The sequence below is a fragment of the Leptospira levettii genome (assembly GCF_002812085.1).
In the GTDB taxonomy this organism is placed as follows: Bacteria; Spirochaetota; Leptospiria; order Leptospirales; family Leptospiraceae; genus Leptospira_A; species Leptospira_A levettii.
On record NZ_NPDM01000005.1, the window covers coordinates 1 to 18,260 of the forward strand.

Genomic DNA, 18,260 nt, shown 5'->3' on the forward strand with positions numbered 1-18,260 from the left:
GGAATTGTGGAACTTGCATCCGACGGAGAAGAAAAACCAGGTGTTGTTGTGCAAGGGAATGATAAACGCCTAAAAATCGCCACCGAACTCACTCATGGTCTCGTGAGACTTGCTAGGAGTGGTGAAGCAAGACCGGGCCTCGTAGTCCAATCGGATGATGAGAGGTTACGAAATGCTTCTACAGATCACCCTGGAATCGTGGAACTCGCATTAGATGGCGAAACACGTCCAGGTGTTGCCGTCCAAGGTAATGATTCTCGATTAAAAATTGCGACAAAAAAATCAGTAGGCCTTGTGCAACTAGCAGAAGCTGGTGAAACTGCGATTGATAAAGTGGTAACTGGCGATGATCCTAGACTAAAGGATGCCACAACAACTGCAAAAGGGATTGTACAGTTAGCGCCTAATGGTGGTGAGGAAACAAATACTGTCGTGCAGGGGAATGATAAACGCCTAAAACTTGCTAATACGGAAGCACATGGAATTGTCCAACTCGCACATTCAGGTGAAAATAAGGCCGGTGTTGTAGTGCAAGGAAACGACAAACGTCTCGCCAAAGCAGGGTTTGACGATGCTGGTATTGTTGTTTTGGCAAATCATGGGGAAGCAGTGCCTGGGAAAGTTGTTTTGTCCGATGATCCAAGATTGTCAGATAAAAGAGAACCAAAACCACACACGCATCCATACGCTGAAAAGGAACATGATTTTAACTCACATACAGGATTATTAAAGATTACAGGCGAAGCCGAATCTATCTCGAAAGGATTTGTCCCACCACAATCAAACGATGCAATCATTTACGGAAAAAATACGAAAAATGGTTCAGGACTTGTAGGGGTTTCTTCTGGTTCGGGTGTTGTTGGATTTGGAGATTCCATCGGAGTTTACGGGATATCCAAAGGGAAAGAAACAACTCGGTCAGCTGGAATTTTAGGTGCCGGCACAACGTCACCAGGTGGTCGGTTTGTTTCACAGTCTGAATATGCCATTGTTGTTGATGGGAAAGGAATTCCTGAATATGAATTGATTGGTTCTGGGAAAGCAATTTATGCCAATGGAGAATCAGTTTTCGAAGGGAACCTTCGCATAACGAAAGATGGTGGCGAAGAATGTATTGCTCGTTACTTTAGACTCGATGGGAAAGATGTGATCACTTCTGGTGATTTACTCGTAGCTACAGAAGAAACGGGAGTACTGGGAAGGAGTAAACACCCCTACTCTACCAATGTGATTGGTGTTGCCGTTACCAATGCTAATGTAGTTTTCGGGAAAAAGGAAAAGGGCGTAGAGTATGTGTTAGTTGCGCTACTTGGTATGGCGAAACTTCACGTGGACGCAACACAAGTGCCCATTTACCCTGGAGATCTTTTGGTATCAGGACTCACTTCTGGTCATGCGATTAAAGCAGATCCGTCAAAATTAAAACCAGGAATGTTGGTAGCCAAGGCAATGGAAGCATGTAAACGAGATAAAGGCCATATCCTTTGTCTTTTAACTTTCTCCTAAAAACAACGATAGATTTGAGGTAGGTTTTTTGATAAATCCTGCCTCAATCGCTCTTTGGAAAAGGTAAGCCACAGCATCATGTCCTTCTTTTCCCAATGATTTCGTAAATTCGTTTACATATAAATTGATATGAGCCTTGATCACAGAATCTTCTTTATTCTGCGAATTTTCCTTGATGTAATCCATCATTTCTTTTGGTTCTTGGTAAGCATCTTTTAGGCTTTTTTGAAGTTCCGATTGGAATTTGAGTGCTTCTTCTCTTGGGATGTCCCGTCTGATGGCAATGGCACCGAGAGGAATTGGGTATCCTGTAGATGATTCCCACCATTCACCAAGATCAACCACCTTCTCAAGACCTCTTTCTTCGTATGTGAACCGTTCTTCGTGAATGATCACTCCTAAACTATTTTTTTCTGTTAACAGTTTAGGAATGATTTCATCATAACGAAGTGCTGTTGGTTTATGTGTCCCATTTGTATAAAGGGATAATAGTAAATTGGCAGTAGTCAGTTGTCCTGGGATATACAGAGATTGGCAATTTTCTAAGTTGGTATTTGTATTTTTTTTTCTGACGAGAAGTGGGCCACAACCACGTCCTAAAGCAGAACCCGTTTCCAATAAAATGTATTTATCAATGATGTGGAAAAAAGCAGCAAACGAAAGTTTGGTTACAGGGAATTTGCCTTCAAATGCAAATTCATTCAAGTTTTCGACATCGTAAAGTTCTTCTTTGACTGGGTAGTCTGTATTACGAATCAGGTGATAAAAGAGAAAAGTGTCATTTGGGCAGGGTGAATAAGCAAGTGAAATCATAAGGCTAAAAAATATTCCTTTGTTGGTGTAATGAAAAAAATTCGAACTAATAGAAAGAAAAATAATGTAAGAGAGGTAATCAGAAAGATTTTAAAACTCGGTTTTTTCGTTACTCCTTCCAGAAGTAAACTGAAAGGTAAAATGAGTGTAAACATCCTACTCAAATTATCAAAAGACCTCCAATACCCTTCTTCTGCTATGGCAATGACTAATAAACTTCCAAGGATTGGAACAAGTAAGTTTAAGTCTTTTTGCAATGAGTTTTTGATCGATGAAATAGAAATCATAATCATACTTAAAAACGAAACTAGAAAAAGTAGTTTGGGGAATTCCTTTAGTTTGAATTGGAATTGGTTTTGATCAAAAAAACTTTTTACAAAACCAAATAAAGGAAAATCAGTCATATCTTTGAATCCTAGAGGGTTTGTTCCTAAATGATTTGGGGAGTTTTTCCATCCGAAATATAAAAAACCCAAAAATAAAATACCTGGTAAGGAAAATAGAATCACTTGTTTCCATTGTCTTTGGTATAGAGCTCCCAAAACAATTGGTGCTAAAAATAAAACTCCCAATTCCCTTGTGAAAACTGTGATCAGGAAAAATAAAAACGAAAGAGTTAGATTTTTTTTTGTAAAAAAATAATAACTGATAATTGCTAAACTCACAAAAAAAGAATCAGCGACTAATAATAAATTGGAATTTAATGAATATGGAGAAAGGATATAAAAGAGAACTAACCATTTTGATTTTTCAGGAAGTAGATCGTATAAACAATAAACAGAAAATAGGAATGTAGAAAATAAAATCGTAAGTGTTATCAGTGGGTAAAGTTCGCTTCCTAATAAATGAGAAACAAATCCAGAAAAAAGCGATAACCCTATTCTATGGTAACGAAAATAAAAACTATCTACGATTAAGTTCCAATCGGAGTCGTTAAACAAATCTTTTGCGAGTAAGTAAAAAAATTGTCCATCATATCCACCGGATTTGTATACGACAAAATTTGGATCCACTAAGTTTGGGTTAATTTCATAAAATCCTTCCCAAATTCCAATTAAAGCAGACAGTGAGTGGTTGTAGGGCGAGATTTTAAATTGAATAATCCCCAATACTCCCACAATGAAAAAGAACATGGTAATCCAGAGTTGCCGCGGTTTCACACTCCCATTTTGTAAAAATTAATAGATTTTGAAAGGAATTTCTCTGGAATTTTAACAAGATTCTGACAGTTTGTATCCAAAGTTGGGGCAAATGAAAGAAGTTCTCGTTACCATTCAAACGGTGTATCATTATTTGGAAAAATTGGGTCCAAAAAAGTCCTTTCAAATATTGAAAAATTTGGGATACGAAAAACTGCTTTCCCTAACTGGAAAAGTACCAAAAGAGCGACTCATTGTTTTAACACAAAAATTGAGTGAAGAAACTGTCGTTGAGTTAGTAAATCAAATCCCTGAAAAAATTTTAGTGGAGATGATCCGCGAAAATGATGATGATGATTTGGTTTATTTTATTCATTCCTTATCCATTGCAGATCTTGCCATTGTATCTAAAAGTATCCCCCCGCATGATGTAGGTCTATTAGCAAAAACATTAGGTCCTGAAGCAAGTGTTGAAGTTTTGAAATCCTTAGGAATACAAAAGTCAATCTCTTTACTAAAAGAAATTCCGATGCGAGATTTTTTATGGTTAGTTGATAAAATCCAACTACAGCCAATCATTCAATTGGTGAATGAACTTTCCGTTGCAGATTGTAAAAAATGGATCAAACAAAGAGGATTAGAAGAATTGCCAATCCTTCTAAAATTTTTTGGTGTTGCGAATGTATTGGAAATTTTTAAAAAATTGGGCATGAACCAAGCATTGGCAATGATGCAACTTTTGGGCACGAGGGAAATGATGGAATTGTCGGTTCTTTTGTCTAAAATGAATTTAGACCTACAGAACATCCCATCCAATTTACATTCCAAACCCATTGTTTCGGAAAAACAAAAATCAAAAATACCACCTAAGAAAAAAGTAGCACCCAAAAAGAAGAAAGTGGTTAAACGTTCCCATTGATGATTGGGAAGTGAATGGTAAATTTACTTCCCTCACCCATCGTACTTTCAACGAATATTTCTCCAGACATTTTTTCTACCAGTGATTTGACAATGGAAAGTCCAAGTCCTGTTCCACCTATTTTTTTATTATCTGTAGATGGGATTCGGAAAAATCGATCGAAGATTTGATTTTTATAATTGGGGTCAATTCCAATTCCAGTGTCTTCAACTATGATTTCGACTTTACCATTTGCGTCGCGTAACGATATTCCAATTTTTCCTTTGAAGGTATATTTGAGGGCATTGACATATAAGTTTGTTATAATTTGCGAAAATTCGAATTTGATTCCACGAATCAGAAGACCTTTTTTTAAAGAAAGTTCCCATTCAATTGGTTTACCTTTTGCAAGATGTGAATTCATGTGAATGACATCTTCAATCACAGGGACTGGGTCAAAGATTTCAATCACTTCGGCTTCTTTATCTTTTTCGCGTGAGGTTGTTAATTTTAGTAAGTTTTCGATTAGAAAACTTAGCCTTTTTGCATTTTTATCGATTACTTCCAACATATTGATATGTTCTTTGTTGAATGGTAAAGAGGAGTCCGATTTAAAAAATTCCAAGTACCCACGAATATTTGTCATTGGACTACGTAATTCGTGGCTTACATTGGAGATAAATTCATGTTGGAGTCTTTCTTGTTCTTTTCTTTCGGAGTTGGGTCGGAATTGAACTTGGTATCTCTTTTTAGGAGATAGAAGTATGGAGGTAAAACTGATATCAACTTCCAGCTTGGTACCATCCTTTACTAAAATTTCAACATCAGGAAGTGATAACATAGTATCGGAAGATAAATCGGATCCAAAACGTAATTGATTGGATACTTGGTTTCCGATAATGATATCTTCGATATTCATTTTTGTGATATCACCTCTGGTGTATCCAGTTAAAGATCGGAATTGGTTATTTGCTTCAAGGATACTTCCCGTATCAGCATCAACTAATGCAATTGCCTCTCTTGAAAATTCAAAAAGGTAACGGTATTTTTCTTCCGAGTATTGTAAGTCAACAGCGGATCTATCTAATTTAATTTCCAAAATCGATATTAAATTTTCTAATTCCGTAATCTCTTCCCTTTGTAACTCGATTTTCGCGTTAAAAGAGTCTAACATTGAATTTACGAGTACTTTGACTCTGTTGTCCAATTGAAGTGTTTCATCGGTATTCAGGCGTGAGTTGTAATTCCCTTGGAGCATATCCAATACCAATGAGTTGACATCAACAATTAAGTGTCTAACTGCGTTAAGTTTTCGGTAATTGATTTGTGAAGGCGCATGCAATTTTACATTAGTTGGTTCTTGGAAACTTGATAATTTTCTAACGTCGAATACCTTTTTAGGTTCCAATGCAGATAAAATTTCTTCAAAGTTTAGGGCAGATTGTACTGCTTCTGGTTGTATGACCCTTCGGATTAGGCGAAAATAAACATCTTTGAGTAACGGGAATAGTGTAGTTTCATCACCATGGTAAGAGAAAACTCCTTTTTGGATTAATGGATGTTCGGTGAGAAGGTTTTTGGTTTCTCCAACTCTTAAGTGTGGGTAAAAATGAGAAAGTTGTAGGTCTTCCCATAAATTTCCATGGTAGTTTTTGTTTGCATTTTGAAGAAAATCAATGGCTTTTTTAACAGCTAATAATACTCCTGATACCTCTCTTCCGGTTTTTAAGATGGCATCTCCACTAAATGCAAGTAAGGTGGATGGATAAAAGGTATCTTTTTTAAGGATGGGTAGTTCTAAGGAATTACCAAAGTCTTGGAAGTTTCGGAGGAATGGACTTGAAAATGGATCAGATACGAGTCCTAAACAGTTAGGTTTTAAAAATTCTTTTTCTTCTAAAAAGCCTGGTGTGTCTATATAACGCACTTTGACAGGATTTTTTGGTGCATATTCTTCTAGGAATTTTTCAGCAAACAGTCTTTCGACGGAATTGATATGGGGAACAGGTAGGATATAGGCTTTGTTTCTAGTTAAGTCTTCCGGTTTGAATTGAAATCTTGAATAAAAAGATAGAGGCGAATGATAAAGATAAATTCCTCTATAAATTCTTTTGAGTTTTGATTTCTTTAAAAAACTGTCTTGTAAGTATGCAATGGTTGGCACCTCACCTGCTTCCACTCGACCAGCATCTAGTAAAGGTAAAATTGCTTTGTGGTGAGTATTGAGGTGAAGTGTAACTTTGACTCCAAATTCTTCGAAGTAACCTTTTTTGTAGGCAACCACGATGGGTAAGGAGCTGAGTCGACTTGTAATACAAATTTGGATCACTTGGCAACAATTCCATTGATAGGAATCGTTGCCAAATCTTTATGAGAGGAATTTACCTTAAGTAGAAAAAATCTCCTGAAGAAATTCTGTCGTCCTTTTTGTATACTCTGAGACTTCTTTTTCGTCCATTACCTTGGCAGACAGTAAAGATAAATCGTAGATGACTCGTGCCAATTTTTTACCTTTCTCTGGGTTAACTCCCTCAAACGCCTGTAAGGCGGATTTTACAAGAGGAGATTTTGAGTTTACCATCAAAGTGTGAGACTTAAGCATTGATTTTGTGTCTTCTTTGTTAAACATAGAATTCATTTCCGTCATTCTACGCATAAATTCAGGGAGTAAAATAACACCTGGGACATCTACTGATTTTAGTGCTTCTACTTTGACTTGAACTCCTTCTTTTGGCAATGATACTTCAAACAGTTTTGTGATTCGATTGGATTCCGTTTCATTTGATTCGTTGACTATTTCAGCCTTAGAATCTTTGTCTAAAATTTGATCAGCGATTTCTGAATCCACCCTTTGGAATTTCCAATCTGGATTTTTACCTTCCAAATGTTGGATGAGATGTGAATCAATTTTGGAATCAACTAAGAGGGCTTCTAGTCCTTGTGATTTAAGAAGTTCCATATAAACAGAACCCATTTCTGTTTCATTTGCATAAAAGATTTTGTTTTGGTTCTTTTCTTTGTTCTTTTCCCAATATTCGGAAACTGTTGAGAAACCGTTTTCGGAATTTTTAAAGATGATATGATCCTTCATTGCATCATAAAATTTTTCATCTGTTAAAACACCATATTTGACAAAGATAGAGATATCGTTCCAATTTTCTTCATACTTTTGACGATTCTTTTTAAAATCATCAATGAGTCGGTCTGCTACTTTTTTAATGATATGGTTGGAGATTTTTTTGACAAGGGGATCATTTTGTAAATAGGAACGTGAGACATTCAATGGTAAGTCAGGTATGTCAATTGTGCCTTTGAGAATGGTTAAAAATTGAGGGATTAACTCACTTGCGTTATCACTCACAAACACATGATTGCAGAAAAGTTTTATCCCATTTTTTGAAGCTTCCAATTCATGTGTAAGTTTTGGAAAATATAAGATCCCTTGTAAGCGGAATGGATAATCGACGTTGAGGTGGATGTGAAATAGAGATTCTCCAGAAAACGGAAACAAATAAGAATAAAAATCTTTATAATCCTCAGGTGATAGTTTTGAAGGTTCTTCCGACCAAAGTGGTTTTTCTCTATTTGCCTTTTCTCCTTGAACAAAGATTGAAACTGGTAAAAAGTCACAGTATTTTTTGATCAGTTCCTTTAATTTCCATTTATCAAGATACTCACCTGATTCACTATCCAAGTACAAAGAAATTTTTGTACCTCTTGAATTTTTTTCAATGGGTGTGATAGAGAAGTCAGTACCTGATTCACTCGACCACATAACCGCCGCTTGACCAGATTTGTATGATTTAGTCTCAATGGTTACTTGTTTAGAAACCATAAAACTTGAATAAAAACCCAGACCAAAATGTCCGATGATCTCTGCTTTATTATCAGCATTTTGGTATTGTTTGGCGAAGTCTGTTGCACCAGAAAAAGCAATTTGATTGATATATTTTTTTACTTCATCAATGGTCATCCCAATCCCATTGTCTTCAATGGATAAAATTCTTTTTTCGACATCAAAATTTAAATCAATTCGGTAATCACTACCGCCTTCGAATTCTTCGGTCAAAGCAACTTTTTTTAGTTTGGTGATTGCGTCACTTGCGTTAGAAACAAGTTCTCTTAGGAAAATATCCTTTTCGGAATAGAGCCATTTTTTAATGATTGGGAAAATGTTTTCTGTTTCGACACTGATTTTGCCTTTTTCTTCAGCTGACATACGTTACTCCTTTGGTTTTAAAGTATTGGCAATATTTAATGCCTTCATTTGATCTTTTTTGGATAATTGTTTATATAAATGGGAGGGGTCAGTGTGGTCACTGATCAATTCGGTGAGCCATATGGAATCGGATTTTGACACACCTCGATTCTCTAAATGTTCTAATAAGAAAAAATCTCGTTTTCTGCCAAAACTTTCAACCATACGAACAAAAGAATTGGTCTCCACATTTAGTTTATACTTTTTAAGTGCTACATAACCAAAGATTCCTAAAACTGCAAGTAAAACTAAAGAGAAGAAAGGTAATTCTAACTGTAATTTTTCCTTTTTCGGGGGAATCAAATTGTCAATTTTTCTTTTCGGTAATATTTGGAATTCTGGAAAATTGATAGAGATAGTTTTGTATTTTTTTTCAGCTAAAGAGAAAAAACTAAACTTAATAGGTTCCACATTTTCTTTTGATATTTTTTCGATTTGATAACCATATAGAAATTTTACTTTTGAATGGAAACCATACTCTTCAGATTCTAATTGTTGGAAATTTTTTATCTTTGATTGGTTGATGCATTTGATTTTTGGATTAGAAAATACCATTGGTGAAATTCCTTCTAATCCACCTTCTCCTTCTATCATAATCTCTATGTATGCAGTTTCACCAACGTACACCTGTTTAGGTGAATTGAGAATGTACATTTTAAAATTTCCAATCGCGCCACTAAAATCAAGAGGTGAGTTTTTTGGTAGGTCTAAAACAATGACTTTGGCAGGTTTTGTATCAATCGTTTGTTGGAGTGAGTTGAAACGTAAGCTGTCGCCTGTTATAAATTTAGTTTTACCTAACAGGAAACTCCCTGATCTAAGTGCTGTTAACCCATAAATTTCTTTTGCAAAGACTAGAGTTTTTTTAGGTACATTATTCCTGACTACTTCTGGTTCGATTTGAACAGTCACTTGCCTCAACGTTTCCGAAAGAAAAAATGGAAAGGAGATGGATTGGTTCGGATCTCTTTCTAAGAAAGGTTGCCTATATTGATCATAGTACAAAACAAAATAGCCAACAATTGGTTCTCCTTTATAAAATACTGACTTGTTGGTATGAAAAGATACTTCTGGATTTTCTTCGGTAGTTGGTTCATCTAAATCAAAAGGAAAAGACTTAAAAAAACTATTTGGTGGGTTTTTTGTTTTTTTGCTGACTTTAAATTCAAAGGGTGGTGATGAATATTGTTTGCCCGCATATTCAACTGTTATTTCTGGTAATTGGAAATTTCCTTCTTGTTCTGTATCAACATAAAAGTTAATGATTTGAGATTTGGAAACTTTGAAATTTACGATTTGAGTTTCAGTTCCACTTCCAACATATCGAATTCTGACACCATTTCGTTTAACGTTAGTTTGTAAGGTTCGAAAGGGTTTGTCTCCGTAAGCTTTTACTTCTAATTTTGCAAACTCTCCTAAAGAAAATTCGTTTGGATGAAAAAAAAATTCTACATCCGCAGAGTATATGTTTGTTATAGTAGCAAAGAAAATGAAACAAACAAGTGGAATCAATTTACCAAAATTTCTCATTATCAATTGGCCCTCCCCGTTTATTTTTTAAAATGGAGTCATTGGAGAAAGGTTCAAACATCCTATCGATATCGGATTGTTTCTGTTTAGAGGGATTAGTTTTGTCATTTTGTGGTTTGGATTCGGATGGATTCGAATTTTCTCCATTCCCTTGTTTTTGGTTTTCTGATGGATTTAGATTGGATTGGTTTTTTTTAGTTAGGTGCTCTATGTTTTTTTTAGCCGCGAGTTGATTTGGATTTTGTTTTAAACTTTCCACGTATGAATTGAGGGCATTTTCTTTTTGCCCCAATTTACTAAAAATGTTTCCTAGTGTTAGATTTGCTTTGGATTTGAGATTTGAATTTGCTTTTGGATGGGAAAGGATCTTTTCTGAGAGTTCTTTTGCTTCTTTATATTTGCCTAATTGGTAAGCACTTGCTGATTCATTGTATAACAATCTTGGATCATCTTGGATGTATTCTTTAGCGTTTGAAAATTCTTTTTGGCTCTCACTAAAATTTTGGTTTTGGTAAGATTTAACTCCCCTTTCGACAGCGTTTCCTCCAGGATCTAACTCCCATGCTTCGATTCGATTTTGGAAAAGCAGGAGAAAGAATAAGAGAGCAATCATTTTAAGTGGGGATTTTTTCTGAATTCCGATGGAGAAAATTCTTTCGAATAAAAAAAACAATAATGAGAGTAACAAGTATGGATGTGCTCCATCTTCATTTTTAAATTTTTCCAATCGTTGGATTTTGTTTTTTTTCATCATCTTCACTTTGTCAATGAGTATGGAACTCCCATCTGGATAAAAGGATATGTTGGAATATTCTCCATTATATTTTTCTGCTAGGAATTCTAAATATTCCTTATTTAATTTGGAAACAATAACATTGTCTCCATAAGGTGAGTCCACCAAATTGGAGTCATACGTAACAAATCCACCTTTCCCAGTGCTGGGATCCCTAAATTCAATGGGTCCACCTTCCTCTGTGCCAATCCCCCAAACGATGACTTCCTTTTCTAGATCAGGTAAAGATTGTTTTTCGTGGTCCTCTCCGTCAGTAACAATGACAGTGACTGATGATTGGATTCCTTGGTTTTTTTTTCGAACCTTACCGACTCTTTCTAGAGCAACTGCTAAATTTGTACCTTTTGTTCCTACCATCTCTACGCCTAACGATTGTATATAATCTGAAACGGCTGATAAGTCGGTGGTCATTGGACAAAACGAAAATGATTGTCCTGCAAATACGATAATACCAATTCGATTCCCCTTTAATTCAGGTAGTGTTCTTAAGATAAGATCTTGAAAACGTTTAAGGCGATTTGGTTTTACATCAATTGCATTCATAGATAAACTAACATCAACTACAAATAAGATGTCTGTAGATTCAAATTCCTTTGTAGATTCCACATCAATTGATTTAATTTTATACAAAGACAATAAACACAAGATGAGTGCACACAAAAGAGATAAATAACGTAAGAATAATAAAAACTGATTCGAAGTGCTAATTCTTGTTTTTAGTACTGGCTGTCTATTTATAAGTTGTGTTGCTTTGAAATTGATATAGATCTTGATGCTTGTTACGAGAATTCCCAAAAAAATTGTGAAAGATCCTAATAAAACGACTGTTTTCAATTCCATTAGAGTTTCTCTTTTAAGGGATAAATTTTAAGAATTAAATTTAAGAAAAGGAATACAAAAACAAAAAATACAAAGGAAGGGAATTTTGTTTCTTGGATTTCAAGAGGTTTTGAAGGTAATTCGACAACTTCTAACCTATCTATTTCGTTTAATACTTCTCCCAATACTTCAGGAGATTCTGCTCTAAAAAATTTTCCACTGGTGTCCGATGAAATTTTTTGTAATGATTCATAATTTACTTCGTATTGGCCTTCTTCTTTACCAATTCCGATGCAATATACTTTGATCCCTAAAGATTTAGATGTATATGCTGCTGTTTCTGGATCTAATTTTCCAGTATTTGATACTCCATCCGTTAATAGGATGATCAATTTCGATTTCGCTTCAGAATTTTTCAATCGATAGGTAGATAATACCAGTGCATCTCCAATCGCTGTACCTTGTTCTTCTATATCTTCATTCGAAGTATCTTCAATTAACTCATCCAAGGCGGTTCGGTCGCTTGAGAGTGGTGACTGTAGGTAAGCAGCCCCAGCAAAGACTACAATCCCAATTCGATCATAAATTCTTTTTTGAATGAATGCTCTTAATAAATCTTTTGACACAGAGAGACGATTTTTTGGTAAAAAATCATAAGAATTTACCATAGAACCCGAAATATCAAGTGCGATCATAATATCGACACCTTTTGTGTTATCTGGCATTAGGTTGTATTTTGCACCAGGTCCTGCGGAAGCAAAAACCAGAGATATCATCGCAAGATAAATTAATATCTCATTCAGAATGTAAAAATGTTTTTTGAATCCTAGCCAAATAGATAATTTATGCTCTTTGAATCTGTCGGATTGAACAAAAGAAATAGGACCATACGGGTTTGTTTTCCACTGGTAAATAAGTACAATTATGATTGGGATTAGGAGTAATAATAAATATGGTCTTTGGAAGTAATCCATATTATAAAAGAAAATCCTTCTTGATACGATTCCAAATGATGGTAGCGTCTTCTTTTGAAATTGAATTTGTATTTAGATTGTATTTTAGGTCTCTGAAATAAAGTCTTAAGTCGCGAATGGAAGAGTCAGGTATATGAGTTTTATCATGTAAAATTGCTAAAAATTCAGAGTCAGTTGTGCCCAATAGATTCTCTTCAAATTTTTCCGAGTATACTTCTTTTAAGTAATTACTAATTCGAAATGTAAGTTCTTTTTCATTTATAGTTTCTGAATTGAGGTATTGTTCCAACAAATGTAATCTTTTGGTAGATTCTAATAATTTGGGAGGTTTTTCCCAGAGTGCATCGATGATCTTCGGTTTTGATTTCCAATATAAATATAAAGCATAAAGTATGTATAAATTTAAAATTGTAAAGGCGATGAGACCAATGAGTCTTAAAACATAAGGACCTGAAAATTGAATTGGTGGTTCTATGTCTTCAATTTCCGTTTCAGCACCTGTTAAGTTGCTAAGAACTGAAATTTTTAGTTTTGAATTAGTTTCTTTACCATCCTCCTTCCATTTTACAGGTAAGTAATAATCACCAGGTACAAAAAAGATAATAGATGCAGAGATTTTGTTTTTGTCTTTTTTTACAGTTTGGATTTCGAAGGTAGGTAAAGTATGATCTTCATAAAACTTACCTTCCTCTAAACTAACGTCCGATACACTCATATCCCATTCAATATTATATTGAATTGTATCTCCTACAAATATTTCTCCCGATGGTATGGTTTCCTTTGGTGTCGCGAAAATCGAAAAAAGAAAAGCAGAGAGGATAAAAATATAAACTAGTTTAGCCATGTTGTTGTGTTTTAAACAGAGGTAAGATTTGGTTGTTCAATTTCAAACTTGGATTTATTTTGATCAATTTGTTCCCAAATAGATTTTTCGCTGCGGTCTTATCTAAATCGTAAGTTGTGTTTGAACTTTTTAATGTAACGCTTTCCTGGGAAATCGGTTGGAACCACTTTAACCAAAATGGAAAATTCAATTCATCGATTGGATCCGAAATCCATATTCCATATTGGTCCCATACTTTTGGAATCGTAAATGTTTTTGTCCATTCTTCTAGATGATTGAAATCGCTGATCCAATATGTAACTGCATACTTTGGATGGATTTTAAAGGCATATTGGTTTGCTACTGTATAGTTTGTTTGGTTCCCATGTTTCTGTTTATTTAGATTTTCGAAATAAGTAAGTACTTCCGTTTCTGTTTTTAACCATTTGTTCGATGAAATCGTATGATTCGAAAAACTGATTAAAAAAATTCGGTTCCCAATTTTGATGTGAAATAAAGATAAAAATAGAGCGATTTGAAAGGCAGTTTTTCCTTTTATACCTTCCATCGATTGGCTTATATCTATGAAGATAAGAATTGTGGCATCTTTTTCCTCGAAAAATTCTTTTGTGTGGAGTTCACCTGTCCGAGAAGTTACATTCCAATCAATATAACGTATGTCATCGCCATATTGGTAATTTCTTACTTCTTTAAAATCAAGTCCCCTTCCCTTATCATTTGTAAAAATAAGTCCACGTCTATTTGAATTGAATTTTTTCTTTGATTCCCATTGTAATACTTGGAGTAACCTTTTTAATTCGGGATCAAGCATTTTATGGAACTTCCGTAACTGTTAAAATCCTTTTGATAATGGAAGTTGTACTTACATCTTCACTGATTGCGTCAATTGTTAAGTGGAGTCGATGTTTGACAATTTCAGGAAAATACCTTTGTATGTCTTCAGGTATGACAAACGTTCTTCCCTCTAATAAGGCATTGATCCTACTTACTTTGAGTAAGGCAATACTTGCTCTTGGGCTCACTCCATGTGAAAGGAAAATTTTTAGGTCTTTGTCTGATGTGGATTCAGGTCGTGTATTGCGTGTTAATTGAACAATATATGCAAATAGTTTTGGATCTACAAAAACATGGTTTGAAATTTCTGAAATTCTTTGAATTTCCTTGGGTTTCATCACTTTTTTTAGTGATCTTTTTTCAAAATTTACATTCCCATGTTGGTGAAGGATTGAAACTTCATCTTCAAAGCTGGGATAGGCAACATTTACTTTAAAAAGAAACCGGTCTAATTGTGCTTCAGGAAGGGGGTAAGTTCCTTCTTGGTCGATTGGGTTTTGAGTTGCGATTACAAAAAATGGAGGGGTCAAATCAAAAGTTTGATCTGCGATCGAAACTTGTCTTTCTTCCATACATTGTAATAGTGCAGATTGTACTTTAGCAGGTGCACGATTAATCTCATCAGCTAATAATACGTTGGTGAAGATAGGTCCTTTTCTAATTTCAAATGAAGATGTTTTGGGGTTGAATATATTTGTTCCGATCAAATCAGCTGGTAACAAATCTGGAGTGAATTGAACTCGAGAAAACTTAGCATCGATAATGGATGCTAAGTTTTTAGCTACCAATGTTTTTGCGAGGCCTGGCATACCTTCTAATAAAATATGTCCATTTGCAACAAGTGCTACAAATAGGGATTGAATCACTTCATCCATCCCTGATATCGATTCTGCCAGTTCCGACCGAATGAGTTTCATTTGGTCGGAGATTTCTTTGATTTGTTCTTTGTCTATTTGCATTGAGAAGCAGTCATCTTTGGCATTGGTTTATCAATCATGTAATACTCTGTTTTCCCACCGATTGTCCAACATCCCATTTTTCTACCTTGTGGTTCTACAGGCCCTCTTCCTAATTCTTTTCCATCCTCAGAATATTCCGTCGCATCTTCGGTAGAACGAATCACCATTCTTTTTTTTCCAGATGGATAGAAGTAAGTATAGGGTATGCTCGGTTTATAATTTAACTTTAGGTCTTGGAGTTCCTCATCAATTTTAACTAGTGAAAAAAACAATTTCCCTTCACCCAAAATTTTACCTGATTGGTCGTAAACTTTAGCAGATTCTAACATACTCTCATTGGCCATATTACCATGGTAGGCGACTTGCCCGTTTTTATAATAAAACTTCCACTCACCAGTTCTTGTATGTTTTCTTGGGCCTGTACCAAATAAATTTCCATCAGGATAGTATTCTTTCCAAATCCCTGTCCTTTCGTACTTGATATCTAAATTTTCAGAGTTTTCCTTTTTTGAATAATTTCCTTCTGCTAAGATATTTCCTTTGTTTCCGAACATTTTCCAAAGGCCTGTTCTGACATCTGCAGAATAATTTCCCTGAGACTCAACGGCACCATCTTTATAATAATTAATTTCTAATCCGTTTTTTAAACCATTTGAATAAGAAACTTTTGTTTTGATTCCATTGCCATCAGAACCTACAAAATAATATAACCATTCTCCATCTTCTTCATTCTCCTTGAATGCACCTTTTTCAACCCATTCACCTTTGTTATTTTTTCGGAAGTAAGGACCATTCTTTTTGTCATCAACATAAGTTGTTTCTGAAGAAACGTTTCCTTGTTTATCAAAGGTTTTGGAGATTCCTTCTTTTTTGCCATCGACCCATGGAGTTTCAGCAATGAATTTTTGAGGATTTTCAGGATCAGGTTTTTTCCAAATCCCGGTTTTTTTGCCATCTACGTATTCTCCAATTTGGTCAAGTGTGGATTTATACTTTGGATTTTCTGGAGTTGACCCTGGTTGTTCGAATTGAATGTATTCTTCCCAAAAACCATGTTTAGGGAGTGATTTAATTTTTGGTGCTGCAAATTTTGAAACTTGGTCTTCTGTACATTTTGTTCCACCACATTCTGCTTTCACTTCTCCAACAGCTCGAATTCCACCTGAATTTTTGAATCGTTCGGTGCGGATCCATTTACCCTTTGATAATTTGAGTTCAAATTCCTGGTCTCCTGTTCCGTCTTTTACTGATGCACCGGAACATTGGATTAGCAATGTTGTGATCATTAATGCATAAAATTTTCGATTCATGTTTCTATCCTGTCAAAGAGATGTGCTCGTTTCAATTTATTAACAGATAATAATTCATTCGCAATCGCTATTTTCCCGCCTGTCAATTTTTCTGAGAAAAATCTTGGAGGTAGTATATGAAATGCACCCTCCCCTTTTACATATAAAATTTCCCCATTCAAAGAAGTTAGTTCACATTCGAGAAGAACCTTCCTTTTGGCTTTTTTAATGGGCCATGCACGAATTAATAATTCTGTTTCGACGGGAGTTGCTTTATGAAATTTGAAACTCATTGTGTCAGTCATGACAATGTAACCCAAATGAAAACACAAACCTCCCATAGCTTCGTCTAACACAGTCGACAAAATACCACCGTGGACAAATCCAGGTGCACCATTATAAAGTTTTTTGAAATTGTAGGTGAAATTTACCTCTCCCGTTTCGTCGTGGAAAGTAAAATCTGCTACAAGTCCAAGTGGGTTTTCTTTTCCGCAACCAAAACAAGTGTCATGGTGGATTTCGTAACCATGTCTGGATGGATTTTCGATAGGTGAATTCATTAGGTATCCTTTGGAGTATCTTCATTTAAAAATTGGTGGATGACGTGCGCAACTTTTTCGGGGTGATCCATATGTAAATGATGTCCACCGCTTAAAATCACTTCGGAAAGGTTTTTGATTGCAGACTTTCTATTGGGGAATGCATTCGCAATTGGGAAATTAGACTTGTCACCTAGTATGAGTAAGGTTGGACACTCTATTCTTTCGCAAAACGAAACTACCTGTTCTTCCGTATAACGAAAAAAAGAATTAAAATGTAATCGAATATCTCGCCTTGGTTTTAGTCCCCGTGGAGTTTTTTCAATTCCTCTTTCCATTAGGAGTGAAGCAGAATTTTCATTCATGTCCCCTGCTCTGAGGCGAATCGTGATCGCAGATTCCATATCAGGGAAATATGTTTCTTTTTTACCTCTCGGGTGGAGAATTTGTTTGATTGCTTCCGAAATAATGTCAGGTGCAGATTGTGAAACATTTGTTAGTGGGCCTAGGGCCTCAATCAGAATTAATTTTTTAATTTTTAATAAATTTGTCCCAGCAACTAACGTAGAAATTGCGGCTCCCATAGAATGAGCCATTAATATAAAATCTTCTAACCCCAAAGTTTGTACGATGGATACAATTTCTAATGCATACTCTGCGAAGTAATACACTGTGTTTTCGGGTTTGTGACTTGATTTGCCATGACCAGGAAAATCAATTGAGATAAATCTATATTCTGGGAAATAAGGGGCAAGAGGAGCAAAACTATTTGCATTATCGAGCCAACCATGAAAACACAAAATAGGAATGCCTTGTGGATTCCCCCACTCTAATCCCTCGATCGAGTGAAATTTGGTGCGAATTGAAATCGGCAACATAAATATATGGTTTCTCGGCACCTTCGGATTGTAAACATTTATCTGGTGAATTAGACTTGATTCTTTATTTTGCTCTGATGGTATTTGTGGTATGTTATTAGTTCGGCTGTGTATAGTTTTTTTATCTTTTGTATCCACAATATTGGGACAAAACAAAACTTTGAATCAGTGTACCTCTTTAGTTGAT

General features: G+C 35.3%; 14 protein-coding genes and 1 pseudogene. 2 read left to right on the forward strand and 13 right to left on the reverse strand.

The window, feature by feature from the left end:
* A pseudogene (locus tag CH354_RS13945) lies at positions 1–1,506 on the forward strand (discoidin domain-containing protein); the annotation flags it as partial.
* On the opposite strand, the gene CH354_RS13950 reads toward CH354_RS13945, so the two are convergent.
* Positions 1,492–2,319 (reverse strand): 1,4-dihydroxy-6-naphtoate synthase, encoded by an 828-nt coding sequence (locus CH354_RS13950; protein WP_100716013.1) that lies wholly within the window; start codon positions 2,317–2,319, stop codon positions 1,492–1,494. The pseudogene CH354_RS13945 and the gene CH354_RS13950 sit on opposite strands and share 15 nt — an antisense overlap.
* A complete protein-coding gene (locus CH354_RS13955; protein ID WP_100727751.1) occupies positions 2,316–3,479 on the reverse strand; it encodes an AZOBR_p60025 family cell surface glycopolymer formation protein in 1,164 nt (387 codons plus the stop codon). The genes CH354_RS13950 and CH354_RS13955 overlap by 4 nt, the downstream gene beginning before the upstream one ends.
* Positions 3,480–3,570: 91 nt before the next feature.
* Between CH354_RS13955 and CH354_RS13960 the strand changes: the two genes are divergently transcribed.
* Positions 3,571–4,377 carry a hypothetical protein gene (locus CH354_RS13960; RefSeq protein WP_207764245.1) on the forward strand — a complete coding sequence of 269 codons (807 nt, stop codon included), beginning with the start codon at positions 3,571–3,573 and terminating at the stop codon, positions 4,375–4,377.
* Here the strand turns inward: CH354_RS13960 and CH354_RS13965 are convergent.
* From CH354_RS13965 to CH354_RS14015, 11 genes are read right to left on the reverse strand one after another with little or no spacing between them, the layout of a single operon-like run.
* Complete coding sequence (locus tag CH354_RS13965) at positions 4,361–6,685, reverse strand: ATP-binding protein (protein WP_100727753.1); 2,325 nt, start codon at positions 6,683–6,685, stop codon at positions 4,361–4,363. The genes CH354_RS13960 and CH354_RS13965 overlap by 17 nt on opposite strands.
* Before the next feature lie 57 nt (positions 6,686–6,742).
* A complete protein-coding gene (htpG, locus tag CH354_RS13970; protein WP_100727754.1) occupies positions 6,743–8,575 on the reverse strand; it encodes a molecular chaperone HtpG in 1,833 nt (610 codons plus the stop codon).
* A 3-nt stretch (positions 8,576–8,578) separates the two neighbouring features.
* The gene (locus CH354_RS13975) at positions 8,579–10,144 is read right to left on the reverse strand and encodes a BatD family protein (protein WP_100727755.1); all 1,566 of its coding nucleotides are present in this window, start codon (positions 10,142–10,144) and stop codon (positions 8,579–8,581) included.
* Complete coding sequence (gene batB / locus CH354_RS13980) at positions 10,128–11,777, reverse strand: VWA domain-containing protein BatB (protein ID WP_100727756.1); 1,650 nt, start codon at positions 11,775–11,777, stop codon at positions 10,128–10,130. The genes CH354_RS13975 and batB overlap by 17 nt, the downstream gene beginning before the upstream one ends.
* Positions 11,777–12,730 (reverse strand): VWA domain-containing protein BatA, encoded by a 954-nt coding sequence (gene batA / locus CH354_RS13985; RefSeq protein ID WP_100727757.1) that lies wholly within the window; start codon positions 12,728–12,730, stop codon positions 11,777–11,779. Before batA ends, batB begins: the two co-directional genes overlap by 1 nt.
* 1 nt (position 12,731) lies before the next feature.
* Complete coding sequence (locus CH354_RS13990) at positions 12,732–13,574, reverse strand: LB_053 family protein (RefSeq protein WP_100727758.1); 843 nt, start codon at positions 13,572–13,574, stop codon at positions 12,732–12,734.
* Positions 13,567–14,385, reverse strand: coding sequence for a DUF58 domain-containing protein (locus CH354_RS13995; protein WP_100727759.1), 819 nt, complete (start codon positions 14,383–14,385; stop codon positions 13,567–13,569). Before CH354_RS13995 ends, CH354_RS13990 begins: the two co-directional genes overlap by 8 nt.
* Before the next feature lies 1 nt (position 14,386).
* Positions 14,387–15,367: an AAA family ATPase gene (locus CH354_RS14000; RefSeq protein ID WP_100727760.1), complete on the reverse strand. Its 981-nt coding sequence runs from the start codon at positions 15,365–15,367 to the stop codon at positions 14,387–14,389.
* Positions 15,358–16,677: an LIC20035 family adhesin gene (locus CH354_RS14005; protein WP_100716002.1), complete on the reverse strand. Its 1,320-nt coding sequence runs from the start codon at positions 16,675–16,677 to the stop codon at positions 15,358–15,360. The genes CH354_RS14000 and CH354_RS14005 overlap by 10 nt, the downstream gene beginning before the upstream one ends.
* Positions 16,674–17,216 carry a PaaI family thioesterase gene (locus CH354_RS14010; protein WP_100716001.1) on the reverse strand — a complete coding sequence of 181 codons (543 nt, stop codon included), beginning with the start codon at positions 17,214–17,216 and terminating at the stop codon, positions 16,674–16,676. The genes CH354_RS14005 and CH354_RS14010 overlap by 4 nt, the downstream gene beginning before the upstream one ends.
* Positions 17,216–18,073 (reverse strand): alpha/beta fold hydrolase, encoded by an 858-nt coding sequence (locus CH354_RS14015; protein WP_165780366.1) that lies wholly within the window; start codon positions 18,071–18,073, stop codon positions 17,216–17,218. The genes CH354_RS14010 and CH354_RS14015 overlap by 1 nt, the downstream gene beginning before the upstream one ends.
* Positions 18,074–18,260: the final 187 nt, after the last annotated feature.